Source organism: Terrihalobacillus insolitus (assembly GCF_028416575.1).
In the GTDB taxonomy this organism is placed as follows: domain Bacteria; phylum Bacillota; class Bacilli; order Bacillales; family Amphibacillaceae; genus Terrihalobacillus; species Terrihalobacillus insolitus.
In genome coordinates, this window is record NZ_JAMQKB010000005.1 from 1 (window position 1) to 19079 (window position 19079).

Here is a 19079-nt window from a genome sequence, read left to right on the forward strand (position 1 = left end):
CCCGCAGAGGCTCAAAGTCAAGTGACAAGTTGCACGCGCTAGCTTCAAACAAAGTGCTAAAACTTAGAGAGCTATAAACAAGTTTATGTTCCTTTAAAAAATTGTTCAGTTTAGTGTTGACATACCAGTGTTATGTCACCACTTGACTCCTTTGAAGTCCACTTGTAATGTAATTATTAACCTACGGGAGGGAGAAACTGAATGCTTGAGAACAGTACAATAGACCCTTTTAAGCTTTTAATAGTCTCTCTTGGCAGTGCTGATACAACTTATATAGATATTGATTCAGTATATAAAAAGAGAGAAGATGAGTATTATCGACTTTACAAGGAATCAGAGTATTATAATGATCCGCTTTTCCTTTCGTTTACAACAGAAAATTCTGAAGTAATGAAGAAATCTATCGGTATTATTCTATGGGAAAAGGAACGAGAACAAGATATTATTACTTTAAGTTTGATTAAAAAAACACATAGATTCACCTACAATTATGTGAAGCAAAAAGGAGAAATAGACATAGGTCAATATGCGGAATTTCTATATGATAGGTTTAATAAACCAGGCGATACTTTTCGAATGAGGTATCATTTCGCAGTGTTCGTATATCTATGCGTGCATTTTAAAAAGGTGTTTGATACATTCTCTCCATTTGCTCAACATCTAATGATGTACTTGAAAATGATTGAAAATTCGTTTGAAGAAAGTTTTATCGGTATATCTGATGATTATAGGAAATATAAAGTCAAGATTGAGAAGGACAAACAGGTATTAGGTATTCACAACAGTGGGATACTTAGAGCTTCCGAATATTTTGATAGACAAATATGGAATGAACACAATAACTTCGAAGATGAAACTAGAACCGAGACAGAGCTTAAAGTATTAGATCAAAATTATATGCAAGAATATAAGGAACAATTATTTAGTAGATTAACAAAAAGAAATGGAGAATCAAGGTATTTAGTTGCCCACAATAACCTACTTAGATATTTTGGTCTGGATGGTCGTAATTTACTCGAATCAACCAAACTAACTAAATCAGATGTAAATTCTATTTATGCAAATCTTTATAGCTCGTTAGAAGAGGGAGTAATATCGGAAGATGAAAAAGCACTTCTCACTTCATCAAGCTTTCTTCTGGCAGCCCTTATTAATGAATATAAAAATACAAGGGAAAGGTATTTTGAACAATTGAAGGATTCATTTTATTACGAGATTGATAAAATGAAGAAGGATTTAGTTAAAGAAAAAGAGTCCCTCAAAGCGAAGAGGGAAGAGTTGAAAAAGCAAAAACAGGAGTTCCTTACAACAAATAAAGAACTAACTAAAAATTTGAAAGTTCTTCAAGAAGAATTAAATAAACACAAGAAAAGTTTAATGGTAAAAGAAGGGGAAAATAAAAGAACTAAAAAGGGATCAAAAAGAGTTGAAAGGGCTAAGAGAACACTTATTTAAAAGCCAAATGAGAGAGGTAGAAAAGGTTACGGTAAAAGATGACGATTTTAAACGAATGGTCGATAGGTTTACAACTAAAAAATGCGTTGTAGTTGGTGGTCATCCATCGGTCATCCATCTTGGCAAACAAAATTAAAGGGTGTTTTTCGTGAATTCAACTTTTTAGATGTAGCCCGAGTTTGGCGTTAATTTATTCCAATTGCAGTCGCACCAAGGGTTAGAAGCATGCAGAAGAAATCTTGTTGTCACTACATGCTTTTTTCAAGCCTTTCTACTATCTTTTTGACACTTGTTTGTTTCAATTCTTTAGGGCTCCTCGCTAATTGGTGTGGGGTGTAAAGAAAAAAGATAGAATCATAGTCGGTTTGACATGGAGCCTCGGCGGGCATGATTCACGAGCCAAGCCGCCAATATGAAGGGATATTGGCTCACGCACAGAAATGCTATCATGCCCGCCACTCCACGTAAAACCTCCTGTTCTAGCATCTGCTCCAATACTAAATAGCGGGGAGGCTTCTTTAGTAGCATCTAGCCATTCTATCATTTGACGTTGTTCTTTTGTCATTTCTGTGGCAGTTATCGACTTGCTTGTTGATTTTTAAATCCGACTTCGTTCAGTTGGCAGCTTTCTAGCTTTTGAAGTACATCGTTAGCCGTCATAGCTTGATTCGACTTCTGTATTAGTAATTCAATTGTATTTCTTAATAAATAGGCTAGCACACATACACTGATATGTGCCTTCACTCTTTCAGGTCTTGTGAGATAAACAGGGCGTAGAGCTAGTTGAGACTTCATTTCCCTAAAAGCTTCTTCTATTTTGTTTTTCGCACGGTATTTGTAAACCACTTCATTTTTTTGACAAGGACGTGTCATTAGTAATAAAACAGGTGAGCCCATCACGTTTTTGCATTTCCATTTCTTTTTCCGCGTCTACTTCAGCGTTAATCTGAAAGCTATGTACGATACGAGGCTGTCCGTCTTTTTTAGGTATTTCAAGTTCTATAGGAGTAACCGATATATTCATGATGGATTTTAGCTTTCTCTTGGAAAGCATCTGATGGACCTTTCTTACAGTAGTTTCCTTCTTCCGAGACTTTTTAGCTGCGGATAGGTTAGCATTTTCAGCTTCTATCCATGTGAATGCCTGTTTTATTCGATTTGTACGGGATTCGATATCCTCATAAAAACGTGAAACCTCAAATGAAAATAGGTAACGGCGCTTCCCTACCTTTTCTTCCCGGATAAAGAATCGTTCCTTTTCATCAATTGGTTCAAAGTTCTGTGACATAAGTAGTTGGTTATAGTTTTCTGATGTAACAGCTTTCGGCATTACTTGTTCAAATAACGGATGAGCCGCCATTTCATTTTTATCCATCGCGGATAAGTAGGTCATTTCTTCGCCTTCCAATAGATTCAGATGATCTTGAGAGACCATCCCGCGGTCAAACACCAAGTGGCAGGTCTTTAGGGAAAAACGCTCTTTTAATTCGTTAATCAACCAGGGAAGGGTCGTGACATCCTGTGTATTTCCATCAAGCACTTTCCAATAAAAAGGTGAGCCTTGGGGAGTCACTAATAAAGCAATGACAACTTGTTCCCGATCCGGCCGGTGATCGCGGGAATATCCAAATTTAGAAATAACACACTTACTGCCCTCCATGTAGGTAGAGGTGATATCATAGAACATCGCTTCTTCCATGGAATGATCAAGGTTTGCCAACTGATTATAGATGTGTGTCTGAAGCTCCGGTTCACGAAAGTTCAGGTGGTCAAGCTCCCGGTAAATGGAATAATTATCAGGAATAATGGCATCGTCATAGAGGCCTGGCAACACCGTTGAACGCATCCAATCGACTACATTAATTTTACTCAACGGCTTGATACAGCGGTTCAATACAAGTGCTTCAGCAAGTATGGAATGGGAGAAGAAGTGATGCAATTCGAGTTTTTTCCATAAAGCGTGCAGAACCATAACTGGAAGATAGAGCCAATGGTTTGTCACTACGACATAAACCAATTCTGAGTGCTGTTGCGACTTAATGATCAACCGCATTCGATCAGCGTCTTCTTCGGAAAGCGCCCCAAGATTTTGGACCACGCGGTGCTTTGGTTTGCCATCTTTATCGCGATAGGAAGTAACGATTTTATAATAATTATAGGTTTTTCCGCTTCTGCGGATGGTTACTTTTTTCGAAATTGTTTATATTAATACATCTTACAATTCACATATTTAATTTTAAATAAAATATGCAGAAAATTATTGACGTGTTCGAAAGCAAATGGTAGAGTGAGATTGTAGTAAATATTGTTCAACAATTTTGCTCAAGGGAGGTGAACGATTTTGAGTACCACTTCTAATATGCTCAACACAACAGATAAGGCCTATACGTATATAAAAAAGAAGATCATGAATGGGGATTATAAACCTTCAGAGAAATTAGTAGAGAGCCAATTGGCCACCGATATTGGAGTAAGTAGGAATACTATTCGAAATGCATTAGTTATTCTTCAAAAAGAAAATTTAATTGAAATGGAAAAAAACAAAGGTGCCAAGATTAAGGCATTTACATTAGAGGAAATCAATAACTACCTAGAAATTCGACTTGCATTAGAGGGAGTTATTGGAAGGTCAGTTGCTGCAAATATATCAGATGATTCTATTGAACAGTTGGAACAAATACTGCAGGAGATGGAAGATCTTATTTCAAAGAAAAAATATGATGACTACTCCAAGTTAAATAAAAAGTTTCATAGGGTTATTTACGAATCAGCAAAAAATCAGCAAGCTGTACAAATGGTTCTAGTCATTAAAACACAATTACTGCGCTTTCACCTTCGAACAATTTTAGTCCCTGGAAGAAGTGATAGTTCGTTGAAAGAACATACCGAAATCCTTACTGCATTAAAAGAACGAGATCAAGATAGAGCAGAAAAAGCGTTAAAGGAACACATATCACATGTTAAAGAAACAATTAACAATTATTATCAATTTTTAATTTAAAATAGGAGGGATTTTATGTCAGTTGATAAATTACTAGATGGAGCGTATGACTTACATGTACATACCGCTCCAGACGTTGTAGAAAGAAAGCTTGATGATTTGGATTTAGCAGAAAGAGCTGCAAAGGTAGGAATAAAGGGATTTGGAATCAAATCTCATTATTTCTGCACTGCAGAACGCGCCCGTCTAGTTCATAAGGTATATCCTTCTGTCAAACCAGTTGGGGCAATTGTTCTGAATAATGCCGTAGGTGGATTTAACCCATTAGCAGTTGAAATGGCAGGCCGCGATGGAGCAAAAATTGTATGGATGCCAACCTTTGACTCTGAAAATGAACAGGCTTTTTTTAGAGCAGGCAAACATAAGAAACTACCATTCTGGGCAAAGCTTCAAACGGAATTAATGGAACAAGGGAAAACAACGGAGAGTATTAAAGTGTTTGAGGGAGACGGGATCACCTTTAAGAAAGAGGTAACGGATGTACTAGATATTATTGCTAATCACAACATGATTTTAGCAACTGGTCACTTAGGTAAGAAAGAAACCTTTGCTATCGTGAAGGCAGCGAAGGAACTTCATGTTAACAATATTATTATTACACATCCAAACTTTCCATCTACTTACTATACAAAGGAAGAGCAAAAAGAGTTAGCTGATTTAGGGGCCTTTATGGAGCATTGCTTTACTACACCTAAAACAGGAAAGATTTCTTGGGAAGAAGTGTATGAGCAAATTAGATATGTTGGTCCTGAACATTGTATTATCTCAACGGACCTAGGACAACCAAGTGCCTTGTATCCAGATGAAGGATTAAGAGAATTTTACACCAATTTGCTTGCCAATGGATTCACATTTGATGAAGTAAAGCAGATGGCACAGGATAACCCAGCACAATTAGTAGAAGGCGGCAAAACAGCTACAGTTTAACACTATCTATTCAGAAGGGACGATTACACAATGAAAAGTCAAAATATTCTGATTGTAAGCGCTCATGCAGCGGATTTCGTATGGAGAGCTGGTGGTACGATTGCAAAGTATATCAAAAATGGTGCGAATGTATCTCTAGTAATTTTAAGCTATGGTGCTAGAGGTGAATCGAATGATCTTTGGAAGCAAGAAGGACAAACATTAGAAAACGTTAAAAATATCAGATATGGAGAAATAAAACAAGCAGCAGAAATTATCGGTGTAACAGATATGGAAATTTGGGACTATAAAGATTACCCAATGGATTTGAATGAAGAACGATTGGATCAAATGGCCAAGAAAATTAGAGAAGTAAAGCCGTATCATATTATCACCCATGCATTTGGCGACGCCTTTAACCCTGACCATCCTGCAGTTGCTAAGTTTGTTCACCAAGCAAGTGTAATGGCTGTGTCTGCAGGTGTGAGAATGGAAGGCCTTCCAAATATAACACAAACAAGAATATTCGGCTTTGAACCGCACCAAACGGAAATAAGTAATTTTACACCGGATACTATTATTGATATTACAGATACCTTTGAAATAAAAAAGAAGGCAATGCAGTGTTTCAAGGCTCAGAATCATTTAATTGAATACTATGGTGAACGAGCAAAAATGAGGGGGAACCATGCGAGAAGAATATCAGGAAATAAGGACTATAAATATGCGGAATCATTTATGCGCTTTTTCCCTTATGTAGGAGGTGAGTTGGTTTAAATGAATAAATACGTAGTGAAAGATTTTCCTAGACCTGATCAAAGCAAAGTTGACATACTTGCCCAGTTTGATGTGGCAACTGTGTATGAGGCACAAGGGAAAACGGGCTTAGTAAGTGATGAATTGAAACCGATTGCAAGTAATCAATCTATTTGTGGTCCAGCTGTAACTGCAGTTTGCTATGCAGGAGACAATTTAATGATTCATGCAGCTATTGAGACATGTAAACCAGGTGATATTCTCGTTATTACAACAGTTGGTGAAAGTAAGTCTGGAATGATTGGTGAATTGATAGTAGAAGCCTTGCGAAAGAGAGGTGTACAGGGAGTCATTATAGATGCTGGAATTCGTGACGTTGCTAGAATTAGAGAATTGGGATTTCCAGTATGGTCAAAAGCAATTTTTTCAGAGGGTACAACAAAGGTCAGAGCAGGCTGGGTTAACGCCCCTACTGTATGCGGAGGAACGACCATTCACCCAGGTGACATCATTTTTGCTGACGACGATGGTGTCGTGAATATAAGGCAAGAAGATATAGACTTTGCAATTGAAAAGTCGAAGCAACGAATGATTAAAGAAGCAAATACAAAAGAAAGAATTGCACGTGGTGAACTCAGTTTGGATTTCTACAATTTGCGTAATGTTTTAAAGGATAATGATGTGGTTTATTACAAGGATATTCAAGAATTAAAGGAGGCAAAACATGAAAAAGTGTAGAGGGATTGTTGTTGTACTGATTACTATGGTTGGTATGTTTCTACTGTCTGCTTGTTCATCTAGTGAGGCTAATGGAGGATCAGATGGAGGCGGAGATTCAATTGTTATTGGAACAGGTGGCTCTTCTGGTACTTACTACGCAGTTGGAGCTGGGATGGCTAAACTATTAAATGACAAATCGGATGTTAACGCTGTTTCTCAAGGTACAAAAGGTGCAATTGAAAACGTACGCCTAGTTCATTCAAAGAGTGTTGACATTGGTATGGGGAACTGGGACGCATTATATTTTGGTTACAATGGAACAGGTCCTTTTGATGGAAAAAAGCAAGATGTTAAAGCCTTAATGACACTTTATTTAAGTGGTGGACAAATGGCTGTTAAAGCTGATTCTGGTATTGAAAGTTATGAAGATTTAAAAGGTAAAAAGGTTAATCTAGGACCTCCAGGATCTACGATTACAGAAATGTCTAAAATCATTTTGAAAACGTACGGAATTGATCCTGAAAAAGATATTGAGCCTTACTACTTAAGCTTTAATGAAGGTGGTACAAAATTACAGGATAACGATTTGGATGCAACTTTTTATGTATCCGGTATCCCGACTGCTGGTTTAATCGATTTAACATCTACAAGTGATATTCGATTACTCTCACTAGATGGAGAAATTGCGGATAAAATTGTGGAGGAGTATCCATATTACGACAAACTAACAATCCCTGCTGGAACGTATAACGGAATCGACTATGACGTTTCAACGCTTCAATTATGGACATCTTTAATGGTACATGCAGATATGCCTGAAGAAAAAGCATATAACATTGTGAAGACACTAATGGAAAATGTAGAGCAATTTCAACAGGTTCATAATGTAGGAAAAGATATATCATTGGAAACTGCTGCAAAGGCACCAATTCCTTTCCATCCAGGAGCGGAAAAGTACTACAAAGAACAGGGTGTATTATCTGAATAACTGGCAAATGAAAGGAAAAGGAGATCAAAAAATGAATAATCTGGGATTTATAGGATTTGGAGAAGCATCTTTTCATATTGCTAGAGGTCTTTCAAGTAATATTGACGTATATGCATTTGATATAAATGCAACTCATAAAGACTTAGGTCCTATTATTGGTGAGCGAGCTGAGCAAGCAAATGTAAAATTACTTCCTTCATTAGAGGAACTCGCACAATCATGCACCATCATACTTTCTGCAACTAGTGCGAAAATTGCGCTGAAAATAGCTCAAGATTGTTTACCTTATATACAGCCTGATCATACGTATGTAGATATGAATGCGGCATCACCAATGGTCAAAGAAGAAATTGAGAAGATCTTGTCGGAAAAAAATGTTTCATTCGTAGATGTAGCTGTTATGGGTTCTGTACCCGCATATGGACACAAGGTTCCCATGCTATTAAGTGGAAGTGGTGCATCGGAATTTTTCACCTTTGGTAAGGCCCTTAATATGGATTTTAAAGTCATTAGTGACCAACCTGGTGGTTCGTCAGCTATCAAAATGGTACGTAGCATATTTATGAAAGGGTTTACAATGCTAGCGATTGAAACGCTACAGGCTGGAATCAAATATGATATTGTTGATGAAATAATGGAGTCAATCGGACATACAATAGACGCGACTGAATTTAAAAAGCTTGCCAATAACCTAATTACAAGAACTGCCATCCATTCGGAAAGAAGAGTAGCAGAAATGGAAGAGGTACTATCTACTTTGGAACGTTTCCAAGTAGATAGTACACTATCAAATGCAACGAAGGAAAAATTAAAACAAATATCAGAGCAACATCTAGCAGCCTATTTTGACTATCGACCCCCTGATGACTTAATGGAAGTCATTAAAGTTCTGGATGGAATGGAGGTATCGACTTGAGTAATCCTATTATAAACACAAAGAATATTATCTTGTTTGTGTCCCTACTACTAGCTGGATTTCACTTATATACTGCATCCTTTGGTATATTACCTAGCTATTTCCAATCTTCCTTCCACTGGGGGGCTATAGCAACCATCATATTTTTGTTAAAACCCTTAAAGATAAAAAGCCTTCGTATAGTAGATTATGCGTTGATTTTAATTAATTGGTACCTCGTATTCTATCTAATAACTGTACAAGATGAATTAGTTACTAGAGCAGGTGCCTACACGACTCAAGAGGTACTATTAGGTATTCTTGCATTATTGATTGGTTTGGAAGCTGCCCGAAGAACACTAGGATATATATTACCAGTTTTAAGTATTCTATTTATTTTTTACGCCATGTTTGGAAATCTATTTCCTGGAATGCTTCAAACAGCAAGTTTCTCATTAGATCGAATTTCACCATATTTGTATACGGGAAATGATGGACTATTTGGACAAGTACTTTTGGTATCAGCACAGTTTATCTTTTTATTCGTCCTGTTTGGTGCTATTTTGAACATAACGGGCGCTGGTACCTTTTTCGTTAACCTAGCTTATTCCATTGCCGGAAAGGTTTCCGGTGGTCCGGCACAAGCTGCGGTTCTCTCTAGTATGTTGATGGGTACAATTAATGGAAGTGGTGCGGCAAATGTTGTTACTACTGGATCGTTCACCATCCCGCTAATGAAGCGTGTTGGTTTCAAACCAGCTTATGCGGGTGCGGTAGAAGCGGTTGCATCGAACGGTGGACAGATTATGCCACCTGTTATGGGTGCTGTTGCATTTTTAATGGCCGAGATAACGGGGATATCGTACACAAGTATTCTAGTAGCAGCTTTAATTCCTGCGTTATTATACTTTATCACATTGTCCAGTAGTGTATATTTTAATGCTAAGAAAAATAACTTTAAAGGATTGCCATCAAGTGAATTACCTTCATTTTGGAAGACATTTAAAGAAGGATGGTTGTATTTAGTTCCCTTGATTTTACTAGTTGTTATATTAGTAGCGGGGTACAGTCCACAAAAAGCTGCTTTTTACTCTATAGTTGTAACATTTCTAGTTGGCCTTATTAAGGATCGTGCTAAAATGACGTTCAAGAACATTTTAGACGCTTTATATAATGCGGCGAAAGGTATTATGCCAATAGCTTCTGCCTGTTTAGTAGCCGGTTCTATAATGGGTATCATCCAATTGACCGGTTTAGGCATAAAAATAAGCGGAATACTGGAAATGCTTGCGGATGGAAGTCTATTAATTGCATTAATATTAACGATGTTAACTAGTCTATTACTTGGCATGGGGCTACCAACATCTGCAGCATATTTGATCCTTGCTGTTCTAGTTGCACCGGCACTCGTTAATATGGGCGTTTCTACAATGGCAGCACACTTATTTATTTTATATTACGGAGCATTATCAACTATTACTCCACCAGTTGCCCTATCTGTATTTGCGGCAGCAGGTTTAGCTGAGTCAAATGTATGGAAGACAGGGGTAGAAGCTGTCAAACTAGCCTCCGCAGGGTTCATTATTCCTTTTATGTTCACCTATAATGATGTGCTATTACTAAATGGTGAACTTTGGCCAACTATTCTTGCTGTATCCACTGCTCTATTAGGATGTATTAGTTTAGCAATGGCCTTCATGGGATGGTTCTTAGTTAATTTACGCTTTCCAACAAAATGCATTTTATTAGTTGGAGCTATCTTGCTATTGATTCCTTCACCGTTCTATTTAAGTATTATAGGGTTGGTTCTAAATCTTGTTACACTATTTATAGAAACTAAGACAAATCATAGAACGGAAACAACCACTAACACTGTTCAGGCTGTCAAAACTGAAAACTCTTAATATAAAAAGGTACCATTCAAAGTAATCATTAAAGTGGACCCCATGTCAAGGACACTTTGAAAAAAACCACTAACTTTTTTCGCTTATACCTCTTATGCTTGCTTCATAGGAGCGGTGACAAAAGCACACGTTCAAAACTTAGAGCGTGTGCTTTTGTCATCCATTAGAAATATGAAGAAACATTATTTATCAAGTATGGAAGCATTAGAGTTTTCTGTTTTTCAAGATGAACATGCGTTACGAATCTACCCCAATTGGATGGTAAGAAATTTTGAATCTTTAACAGAAAAGGAACAATGGGATTACTTTCTCGCCTATCGAAAAGTTGCCGATCAAATGGTATCCGAATCATATCTTGTTGATCAATTAAAATGGATATTAAAGCATCCATCCATCGAATTAGAGTATGATTTATGTGTAAAGGCACTATTCGATCCCGATTTCTATGGAACGACGTATTTCGACCAGGGAAATGGGACAAATTACAGGAAAAATATGCAGCACGACTCCAACAAGAAATTAATCTTGAAGAGGAACAACAACAGGCAGATCTGGCGTCTTCACCAGAGGAGCCAGAGGACACACTCCCGTTTTAATAAAAGCTGCATATTGATTAGGAGATAACTTTGCGAGATCCCATTGGTAGCGTTCGTTATTGTAGTAATCCATATAGTCATCGATTTGATAGAAAGTACCGCAAAAGTAAGTACGTTGCTTAGATTCCCTAAATCGTCTTTCATGTGGCCAAAGAAAGATTCCTGCGGTGCATTGTCCCAACAATTCCCTCGACGTGACATGGATTGCCGTAATTCTTTATCATTCAGTAGCGATTGAAATTGCATACTGGTATAGTGTACGCCCTAGTCGGATAAGGATAAGGTTTTCTAATCGGACATACGAGGTTATATTTATTCATCAGTCGTTGAATCTTCTTGCGGTTCATGACGATTCCTGTTTGAAGCAAACGCATATAGATGCCTCTTGATCCCTTGGCATATCCACGATATTGATAGGCTTCTAGAATCAATTCAAAATCAGTGCGATCTTGTTTCTCTCGCTCCTTACGCTTCTCTTCCTGTCCCAGCCATGAATAATAGCCTGAACGAGAAACCTGAGCAATGTCACATAACCACTTGATATTCAAGAGGTTTTGATCTCTTTCCGTTAATGTTAGGATGAGTTGATATTTTTCTTGGGAAAAGCTTTGGTTGCTTTGCGATTGATAAAATTCATTTTTTTTAAAGCATCAATTTGTTGTTTTTGTAAAGCGACTTGATGTTGGAGATAGGCGATTTCTTCATCAGGAGCACGCTCTTTCGTTTGACGGCGTCCAGAAAGTTGCGTACGTAGATCTGTAAAACCTTCTATTCTATCCGCCATTTTTCGTATCCTGTTAGAAAAACTTTTAATTCTTTGTTTCCCTACTACTTGTGTATCAAACCCTGCTTCTCTAAAGATTTGTGTAGGAAACTTCCCTTGATCTAATTCATGCATGAAATGTTGCTTATAGGCTTCAGAATACGTAATATCTTTGTTGGAAACCTTATCCACATAAGGATTCCTTCTTAGTTTTTCTATCTGTTTATCCGAAAAATAATGCACGCCCATGTGATCAACTCCCGCTTATAATTATTATAAAATAAGTATACGACAAAGAACCCTATAAAACAGAACGGATAGGTAGTTTTTTATCCGTGTCTATTTTATAGGGTCCAGTTTATTTAGAGAAGGTAGTTTTTTATTAATCTGTACTTATGCCATCTCTGTTCCACTAAACCTTTTTGGATTAAGTTATGCAAATGCTCTCTTACTAATTCATCTTGCTTAGCCTCTTCCAGGTTTAATTTATTTTCTCTAGCAACTTCTAATATTCCCATACTTTCTTGCTCCTTTATATCATGGTGTACCAGTAAAAACACTTAACGGACTTTAAAAATTATATAGATTTTATAATAGATGAGTTTTTCCAGTTGTGAGCAGCATTATTCTTCCTAGCTAAATGCTTTTCTAAGTATATCATGGTAGTTTCAATCTTTTGATGGCCAAGGGCTTGCATGATCCGGAAAACATCTGCTCCTTCTTCCGCGCTAATAATAGCGAATCCGTGTCTTAGTGTATGTGGTGATATTATGCTTTCTCTATGCTTTATGAAGTCAAATCCTGTTTTTTGGATAGCTTGTGTTAGATAGTTGGACAGATACTTATAGGAGTAGGGATTGTGTTTTGACGTGACAAAAATAGGGAAAGTATCTTCTTTACTTAAAACAGTATCTAACCCTCTTCTTTTTCTGCACTTAACGATTGTATCAAAAACATTCGGATGAATTAAAACCTCTCTTTTTTCATTCCCTTTTCCTGTTACCTCTAACCAGTACGCTTGTTCCTCATAAGTAAGGTCACAAATTCTTGCCGTGCACAATTCTCTGACGCGAAGGCCAGTAGTGACAAATACGGATAACAAACTATAAATGATGGGGTGATCCTTATAGTAGTTTATTAATTGAAGTACCTCTCCCGAATTAATATCCCTATTGGGTCTATCCCGCTTATGAATGTTTACGCTCTTGAAAGCGTCATGGATAGGATGCAGAATATATCCTTTGGAGTAAAGGAATTGTAAAAAAGATTTGAACAGACCTGTTTTTCTTGAAATCGTTGCTACGGAATATGGCTTTTTCCCTTTTCCTAAAGGTGCTTTTTTTAACCAGGATTGGAAATTGCGGATATTCCTTCTCTTAATGCTGTTTAGAAGGGTAAAAACGTCCAATTTATCGGAGTCAAAATCAAATAGAGATCCGTTAGCAGCGAAAAGGTGGTATATCCACAATAATTCGCGTAAGTATTCTCTTTTTGTATCTTCGACTCGGTTTTTATTTTCGTCCTGATCTTTCTCCTGGTGAACAAATAAATAAATCATTTCTAAATCATTAAATTGGGAATAATCTTCTTCATCCTCATCCTCATAATCAATTACATCTAACATTTTTTCCAAATAGTCTTTATTGGACATTACCTGTACAAGGTTTTTAATACTTTCTTTTTCATGAATATTTATGACGTTATATACTTCTTTAAACTGAGCCATTTCATTGTTTTTAATTGTTATCATATCCATATATATATCCTCCAATTCCATATAGTAATATCTTATTTAAAGCTTAGAGCAATAAACTAAATAGATAAATATGTTGTTAATTATAAATATTATACGACAGTGTAATTATACATTATTAACCTATATATATATCATTATACTAGAAAAATAGATTATTTGTCTATTATCTTTATACTGTTATATATTTGGTAATATATAAATAAATATATGAATATATAATTAATTAATAGACAATATACATATATACTGTTATAGTATATATGTGAAAGGTATATTTTTCCTTTCCTTTTACAATAGAGCATTTTAGAAGGGAGGCTAGTACATAATGGAACATGTTGATGAAACAATTATTACTTGTTCAGTTTGTGGTAGGAACTTTGATGAAGGAGATGTAAACATTATTGATTATGATTTAGACCTTTGTATATCTTGTGAGAAGAAGCATTTAGAATCCTCAAAGGAAATAAAAGGTCCGTATGACGTAACTTATCAGCATTACAAAGGTAATATTTACATTTCAAAGCAAAATCCTTCCCAGGAGATTCAGGGGACGAATATAGCTTTGGGAGACCCATTTTATTCCGATAAAGATTTACGGGTATTAGGATATGTTATCAGAAAAGGGGGGAAGTGGACTCATAACCACGACAAATACATGGACCTTGATGAGATTATATGGTCAGTATTAAAGTCTTACGGTTGGTATAACGAATACTGCTATCAATTACTTGGCACAAGTTAAAAAACTTTAAGAAAGAATGTTTCAGATGAAAGGTTAAGGTATGTTTTAAAGGGTGGAGGGTACCTTCTCTTGCTCGAAAAAAAAGGGTGGCCAAATTAATAGTAGAAAAGCTTTTCAGAGCATCCTAGCAGACTATGACAAGAATGGATTGTATAGGCTTTTAAAAGAAGAACCTAATCGGGATAGTAAACCGGATAGGAGGATTATATGAAGGAATTACACTTTGGAGAAATGGAAGAGGGAGTAACGTATTTCTCTTCCGATTCTCCATATAAAAATTTTACGGAAATAAGACGAAAACAAGACATTATTCAGGTGTCATTCATTGAAATAAACAATGAAAAGAAAATAAACACAGTGTCTTACCCAATTGAGATCATCCATTTAGTAGATGGATATCAAAAGGCAACTTTAGAAGATTTAACTTTGAATCTATTTAAAGGGGTTGCGATTAAGATATACCAACTATTTGAAAATGGACAGTTACCAGATTCGATTGAATCAAAAATATCAATAGAACCATAGGCGGAAAGCACCTGTATTTATTGCGATAAGGAATAAAGGATGGAGGGTTTGCTATGAATGAGCCGCTCCAAGAACTACTAACAGAACATATACCAATTCAGTATTACGATAATGGTTGGATGATGTATCATCCTTATTTTCACCCTAACCATATGAAAAAATATAGCGATTCCGATTGTGAATATCTGTGTAAGTATTATGAAATAGATGGCGTGGAGCTTATGTCATTAGCATTAGGTAGACCACCTAAATCTATTGTTCAGAAGATCCATATTTTAAAAAAGAACAACCTATATGAGCATTACAAAAATCTCAACAAACATTGGTTATAAAAGGAGATGACGAAGATGAACGTATCAATTAAAAAAACGGTAGTGAACAAGGTTAGGTTTGGTGAAGGCAACAGTGTAAATATCAGGACTCACTTTTTAACTCACTATCCAATGGGTTTGCGGATTCAAGAATGCGCTTTAAGTCTTTCAAATAACGTGGAAGTTAAATTGGTTATCGGCGATGATGTGGTGATTAAAAAACAAACGATCAAAAAATCTATTTTAGAGAACCCTGATATTCAAAAATTGAAGGATGAAGTTAAACAAATGTGTCTTGAAGCGGGAACATACCTTTCCAACGGCAATGAAACAATATATGCTGTATAAATAATTAAAATTCCATTCTATTATCCATCCTTTTCATGTGTTCTTGAAAGGGGTGGATAATATCTTTTTATAATACGGATTTCTACTATATAATTAGTGTGTTAACTATATATATATATCAAAGGATATTATGAAATATAAATCAAAATAAGATAGGGGAACTACAATTGACAGTTTGGATAAGGTTTATAAGATCGTTTGAAGTAGATAGTGGCCATATCGGAGAGAAGGGGTCTATTTTATATGTCAATTAACGGGAAGTATCTTACAACAAAGCAAGTAGCAGAAGAATTAAACGTATCTGTCCCAACCATCTATAAATACGTGAAAGAAAAAAAGTTAAGGCCAGTGTACGAAGACAAATGGCAGATTGATGAAACACTTCTATTTAGGCCGGAAGATGTTGAACAAGTAAAGGAAAGTCTTACTAAGCCGGGTCTCACAACAGGCGAGGTTGCTAAAGAATTGGGGGTTCATCCTACGACGGTAGCTTCTTATATTAACCAGGGAATATTAAGTGCAACTAAGCAACTTTACATGGGAAGAGAATTATACTTTATTAGCGAAGCAGAACTCGAGTCTTTTAAAGAACATAACACTTTTCAAAAGAATCGCGAAAAGAAGCAGTTTTTTACTAAGGATAAAAAATATTTTTTGTTCCAACGAATGCAGAATAAAGAAGAGTCTATTTTAGGTAGGATTATGGATTTAGATGGTGATAAAGGAAAGGTAGTGACAGAGGAAGGGAGAACAATTCCTTTATCTAATTTGGAGAACGAAGGTTTTACCAGGGTAGAAACTTTCAAGGAGAAAAAGTATATAACAAAGCGGGGATATGCTTATTTTCAATTCCATTTACCAAATCATATTTCTTCTCCAATTTTCGACATAATAGAGATGTTTTATAGAGAGATTGGCTTCAAAAATATAAGGTTGACTGTAAACGATGGGATTATGGATTTAGAAGTGAAGCCAGTTTTGTTATCAAGTATTGTAGAATCAACTAACCCACATGAAATCAAAATTTTAAAAGATCACATTAAAAGAGGAACTGTATCTGTCCGCCATAATGGGGTCTTAATAGATAGTGAAATAGAGCCTTTAGTTGTTCCTATTCCTACAAAGCTAAAAGAAGATCTAAAAGATGCAGCTGATAAGCAAGGTATCACATTAGAGAAATATGTATTAGGTCTTTTACAAGAAAAGATGTATCAATATAAAATAGGGGAAGAGTAAATGAAAATAGTCTTTTTTCAAGTAGAATTTTCGTTTGTTAGTGGACAATTATCAAATATATGGTAATATCGAATATAAGAAAAACGAATATTTCAGGCAAAAGCCCAAAGTGATTTCGGTATGTAGTGCCGAAACCTCATTTTGGGCTTTTTTCTGTTCAGAAAGGAGAAATAACATTGAATAGAACCTCTCAACAATTAGAGGCCAGGAAGAAAAATGAAAAAATTGAAATGGTATTAAATCATTCTGTAGAGGGGGAAGCTTTTATTCTTTCTCCGGGGTGGGAATGGAAAAAGATAGTCCTAAACTATTTTAATAGGGTGCAGCAAAAGGATTTAACAGTAGAAAAACTCCTGCAAATATTAAAGTCCAAAGGAGTTGTATTTGGGCAGAAGGATACGCTTGTACAATACCCAGTGATAAAGTGCTTAGAGTATATTGCGAAAATAAGCAATCAAGAAATTGAACTAAATATAGGTGATGGAAAGTGATATCTAATGAAAATAACTAGAACTATAATAATATTCATTCTGGCACTTCTTTTATCTGCTTGTACTTCCATCCCAAAACCTTCTTATGACTCGAATGAGAGTGTTGACCTTAAGAAAAGTCCGGAAGAGGGAGTTAAAGAGTTGAATGTAGCTCTTAAAGAGGGTAATTGGATAATAGCAGATGTTAAGCAAATAACAGACGGCGATACCATTGATATAAGAAACCTTAATCTAGAATACGTTAACGATCCGGAGCTTAAACAACGATTGTCTGGATTGCCCTCTGACGTTACTGTCAGATTTATTGCCGTAGATGCACCTGAAATTACTAAAGGTAAAAATCAATTATATGGTAAAGAGGGTAAAGCGCTTGTAGAGCAATTGCTAAAGGATAAGAAAGTGTTGTTGATGATGGATTCAAAGGCATTCCAGGATAAATATGAGCGTCTTCTTGCACATGTATTCACATCCGATGGAAAGAGCGTTCAATTATCTCTATTAGAAACAGGATTGGCTAGAACAGCCTATCTTTTTGACGACTATTCGTTTATCAAGCAGTATACAGCAGCTGAAGAAAAAGCAAGAGTCGATGAGTTAAATATTCACTCTATACCAGGCTATGTCACTAACAACGGGTTCGATATGAGCGTGGTAGAAAAGAATGGGGAGATAAGTCTAGAGGAATTGAACCTAAACGACATTATTCAGATTTGGGAGCTTATCGAAAACCAAGATATCTCTGGTCTATATGATATTGCATTTTAATTAAGAAAGGGTTGTTATAGTGGTTATTTATGATACTTATTCTTCCCCCAGGGTATTAAAGAGTGAAATAGAACGAAGCAGAAAGTTGATGATCCGCAAGGGAATGAAGTATGGTTTGACACACCACAAGACAATACAAGAGAGTAAAAGACTAGACAAGCTTATTAATATATATCAGAAGGAAAATTAAGAGCCAAGACTCTTAATCATCTTCTTTGGGGGTTGCTGATTCGGGAATATAGTCAAGATAAATAACCTCATTTAATGGAGGACAGTCTAAGGCTACCCATATTCTAAAGAACAGGTCCAAACCAGGAGGGTATTTGTTGTTAAAAATTTGTGAGATATTAGTTTTGCTAATACCGGTCATGTTCACTATATCTACTTGTTGTAGTCCTTTCCGCTTCATTATTTCTTTGAAGCGGTTTTTTATATGATAGGATGAAAATCCTTCTTGTTCTAGGATGATGCTTAAGAGAGATTTAACGTTTTTAGATGAATTAAATAAATCCAGATAGTCCGAAAGAGCCGCTTTAATAACATCTTCCTCTGTTATTTTATCCCCTTTTCGAGACCCGAATTTTAATCTCATATTTTGATGATTTACAATTTCTTGAATGGATGCTGCAGTTTCTTTTGTTACTTCAACAGTAAACTGTACTTTATCCATGTATATACCTCCTTTGAAATGGACAAAATGCTGATACATAACATTTGAGGAAGGTGTAAATTATGATAGCCAAAAAGAAATCCAAAGAGCAAAAATTGGACTCTTCTATTGATAAAGGAAAAAAGTTATAGTTTATTTCTATTTAAGAACTTGGTACTAAAAGATGTGAGCATTGATGGTAAATAAGTATATATTAAAAAAAACATAATAAAGATTAGCGGCAAGATATAATCTGTATTGAATTTCCAAGC

23 protein-coding genes and 2 pseudogenes are annotated in these 19079 nt (G+C 35.9%); 17 read left to right on the forward strand and 8 right to left on the reverse strand.

What is annotated here, in order from left to right; genetic code table 11:
• The first annotated feature begins 201 nt into the window (after positions 1-201).
• On the forward strand, positions 202-1455 hold the full coding sequence (locus NC797_RS06795) for a coiled-coil domain-containing protein (RefSeq protein ID WP_272436017.1): 1254 nt from the start codon (positions 202-204) through the stop codon (positions 1453-1455).
• Positions 1456-1969: 514 nt separating this feature from the next.
• On the opposite strand, the pseudogene NC797_RS06810 reads toward NC797_RS06795, so the two are convergent.
• Positions 1970-3652 (reverse strand): annotated as a pseudogene (locus NC797_RS06810) (IS1634 family transposase); the annotation flags it as partial.
• 144 nt (positions 3653-3796) lie between these two features.
• Here NC797_RS06810 and NC797_RS06815 point away from each other — a divergent pair.
• The 8 genes from NC797_RS06815 (at position 3797) to NC797_RS06850 (ending at position 11221) form a co-directional block, all read left to right on the forward strand.
• A complete protein-coding gene (locus NC797_RS06815) occupies positions 3797-4456 on the forward strand; it encodes a GntR family transcriptional regulator (RefSeq protein ID WP_272436021.1) in 660 nt (219 codons plus the stop codon).
• A 15-nt stretch (positions 4457-4471) separates the two neighbouring features.
• Complete coding sequence (locus NC797_RS06820; RefSeq protein ID WP_272436022.1) at positions 4472-5383, forward strand: DUF6282 family protein; 912 nt, start codon at positions 4472-4474, stop codon at positions 5381-5383.
• 30 nt (positions 5384-5413) lie between these two features.
• Positions 5414-6139 carry a PIG-L deacetylase family protein gene (locus tag NC797_RS06825; RefSeq protein WP_272436023.1) on the forward strand — a complete coding sequence of 242 codons (726 nt, stop codon included), beginning with the start codon at positions 5414-5416 and terminating at the stop codon, positions 6137-6139.
• A complete protein-coding gene (locus NC797_RS06830; protein ID WP_272436024.1) occupies positions 6140-6856 on the forward strand; it encodes a 4-carboxy-4-hydroxy-2-oxoadipate aldolase/oxaloacetate decarboxylase in 717 nt (238 codons plus the stop codon).
• Positions 6843-7826, forward strand: a complete 984-nt coding sequence (locus tag NC797_RS06835; RefSeq protein WP_272436025.1) for a TAXI family TRAP transporter solute-binding subunit — start codon at positions 6843-6845, stop codon at positions 7824-7826. The genes NC797_RS06830 and NC797_RS06835 overlap by 14 nt, the downstream gene beginning before the upstream one ends.
• 31 nt (positions 7827-7857) lie before the next feature.
• Positions 7858-8742: a DUF1932 domain-containing protein gene (locus NC797_RS06840; RefSeq protein WP_272436026.1), complete on the forward strand. Its 885-nt coding sequence runs from the start codon at positions 7858-7860 to the stop codon at positions 8740-8742.
• Positions 8739-10625 carry a TRAP transporter permease gene (locus NC797_RS06845; protein ID WP_272436027.1) on the forward strand — a complete coding sequence of 629 codons (1887 nt, stop codon included), beginning with the start codon at positions 8739-8741 and terminating at the stop codon, positions 10623-10625. The genes NC797_RS06840 and NC797_RS06845 overlap by 4 nt, the downstream gene beginning before the upstream one ends.
• Before the next feature lie 413 nt (positions 10626-11038).
• The gene (locus NC797_RS06850) at positions 11039-11221 is read left to right on the forward strand and encodes a hypothetical protein (protein WP_272436028.1); all 183 of its coding nucleotides are present in this window, start codon (positions 11039-11041) and stop codon (positions 11219-11221) included.
• Here NC797_RS06850 and NC797_RS18430 read toward each other — a convergent pair.
• The 6 genes and pseudogenes from NC797_RS18430 to NC797_RS06865 all read right to left on the reverse strand — a co-directional run bounded on the left by NC797_RS18430 (position 11145) and on the right by NC797_RS06865 (position 13740).
• Entirely contained in the window at positions 11145-11405 is a 261-nt protein-coding gene (locus NC797_RS18430) for an IS3 family transposase (protein ID WP_417168692.1), read from the reverse strand. The two genes, NC797_RS06850 and NC797_RS18430, sit on opposite strands and share 77 nt — an antisense overlap.
• Positions 11354-11485: pseudogene (locus NC797_RS18435) on the reverse strand (IS3 family transposase); the annotation flags it as partial. The pseudogene NC797_RS18435 and the gene NC797_RS18430, both read right to left, overlap by 52 nt.
• The gene (locus tag NC797_RS18440; RefSeq protein ID WP_417168693.1) at positions 11446-11769 is read right to left on the reverse strand and encodes an IS3 family transposase; all 324 of its coding nucleotides are present in this window, start codon (positions 11767-11769) and stop codon (positions 11446-11448) included. The gene NC797_RS18440 and the pseudogene NC797_RS18435, both read right to left, overlap by 40 nt.
• Before the next feature lie 26 nt (positions 11770-11795).
• Positions 11796-12233 carry an HTH domain-containing protein gene (locus tag NC797_RS06855; protein WP_334313221.1) on the reverse strand — a complete coding sequence of 146 codons (438 nt, stop codon included), beginning with the start codon at positions 12231-12233 and terminating at the stop codon, positions 11796-11798.
• Between the two features lie 113 nt (positions 12234-12346).
• The gene (locus NC797_RS06860) at positions 12347-12502 is read right to left on the reverse strand and encodes a hypothetical protein (protein WP_272436030.1); all 156 of its coding nucleotides are present in this window, start codon (positions 12500-12502) and stop codon (positions 12347-12349) included.
• A gap of 59 nt (positions 12503-12561) precedes the next feature.
• The gene (locus NC797_RS06865; RefSeq protein WP_272436031.1) at positions 12562-13740 is read right to left on the reverse strand and encodes a tyrosine-type recombinase/integrase; all 1179 of its coding nucleotides are present in this window, start codon (positions 13738-13740) and stop codon (positions 12562-12564) included.
• 325 nt (positions 13741-14065) lie between these two features.
• Between NC797_RS06865 and NC797_RS06870 the strand changes: the two genes are divergently transcribed.
• The 8 genes from NC797_RS06870 to NC797_RS06905 all read left to right on the forward strand — a co-directional run bounded on the left by NC797_RS06870 (position 14066) and on the right by NC797_RS06905 (position 18348).
• Complete coding sequence (locus NC797_RS06870) at positions 14066-14482, forward strand: hypothetical protein (RefSeq protein ID WP_272436032.1); 417 nt, start codon at positions 14066-14068, stop codon at positions 14480-14482.
• Positions 14483-14689: 207 nt separating this feature from the next.
• Positions 14690-15007, forward strand: coding sequence for a hypothetical protein (locus NC797_RS06875; RefSeq protein WP_272436033.1), 318 nt, complete (start codon positions 14690-14692; stop codon positions 15005-15007).
• 53 nt (positions 15008-15060) lie between these two features.
• The gene (locus tag NC797_RS06880) at positions 15061-15339 is read left to right on the forward strand and encodes a DNA-entry nuclease (protein WP_272436034.1); all 279 of its coding nucleotides are present in this window, start codon (positions 15061-15063) and stop codon (positions 15337-15339) included.
• Positions 15340-15354: 15 nt separating this feature from the next.
• On the forward strand, positions 15355-15666 hold the full coding sequence (locus NC797_RS06885) for a hypothetical protein (protein WP_272436035.1): 312 nt from the start codon (positions 15355-15357) through the stop codon (positions 15664-15666).
• A 243-nt stretch (positions 15667-15909) separates the two neighbouring features.
• Positions 15910-16902, forward strand: a complete 993-nt coding sequence (locus NC797_RS06890) for a helix-turn-helix domain-containing protein (RefSeq protein ID WP_272436036.1) — start codon at positions 15910-15912, stop codon at positions 16900-16902.
• 176 nt (positions 16903-17078) lie between these two features.
• Positions 17079-17393, forward strand: a complete 315-nt coding sequence (locus NC797_RS06895) for a hypothetical protein (protein WP_272436037.1) — start codon at positions 17079-17081, stop codon at positions 17391-17393.
• A gap of 141 nt (positions 17394-17534) precedes the next feature.
• A complete protein-coding gene (locus NC797_RS06900) occupies positions 17535-18158 on the forward strand; it encodes a thermonuclease family protein (protein ID WP_272436038.1) in 624 nt (207 codons plus the stop codon).
• 19 nt (positions 18159-18177) lie between these two features.
• A complete protein-coding gene (locus NC797_RS06905) occupies positions 18178-18348 on the forward strand; it encodes an aspartyl-phosphate phosphatase Spo0E family protein (protein ID WP_272436039.1) in 171 nt (56 codons plus the stop codon).
• Between the two features lie 12 nt (positions 18349-18360).
• On the opposite strand, the gene NC797_RS06910 is transcribed toward NC797_RS06905, so the two are convergent.
• A complete protein-coding gene (locus NC797_RS06910) occupies positions 18361-18828 on the reverse strand; it encodes a helix-turn-helix domain-containing protein (protein ID WP_272436040.1) in 468 nt (155 codons plus the stop codon).
• Positions 18829-19079 lie beyond the last annotated feature (251 nt).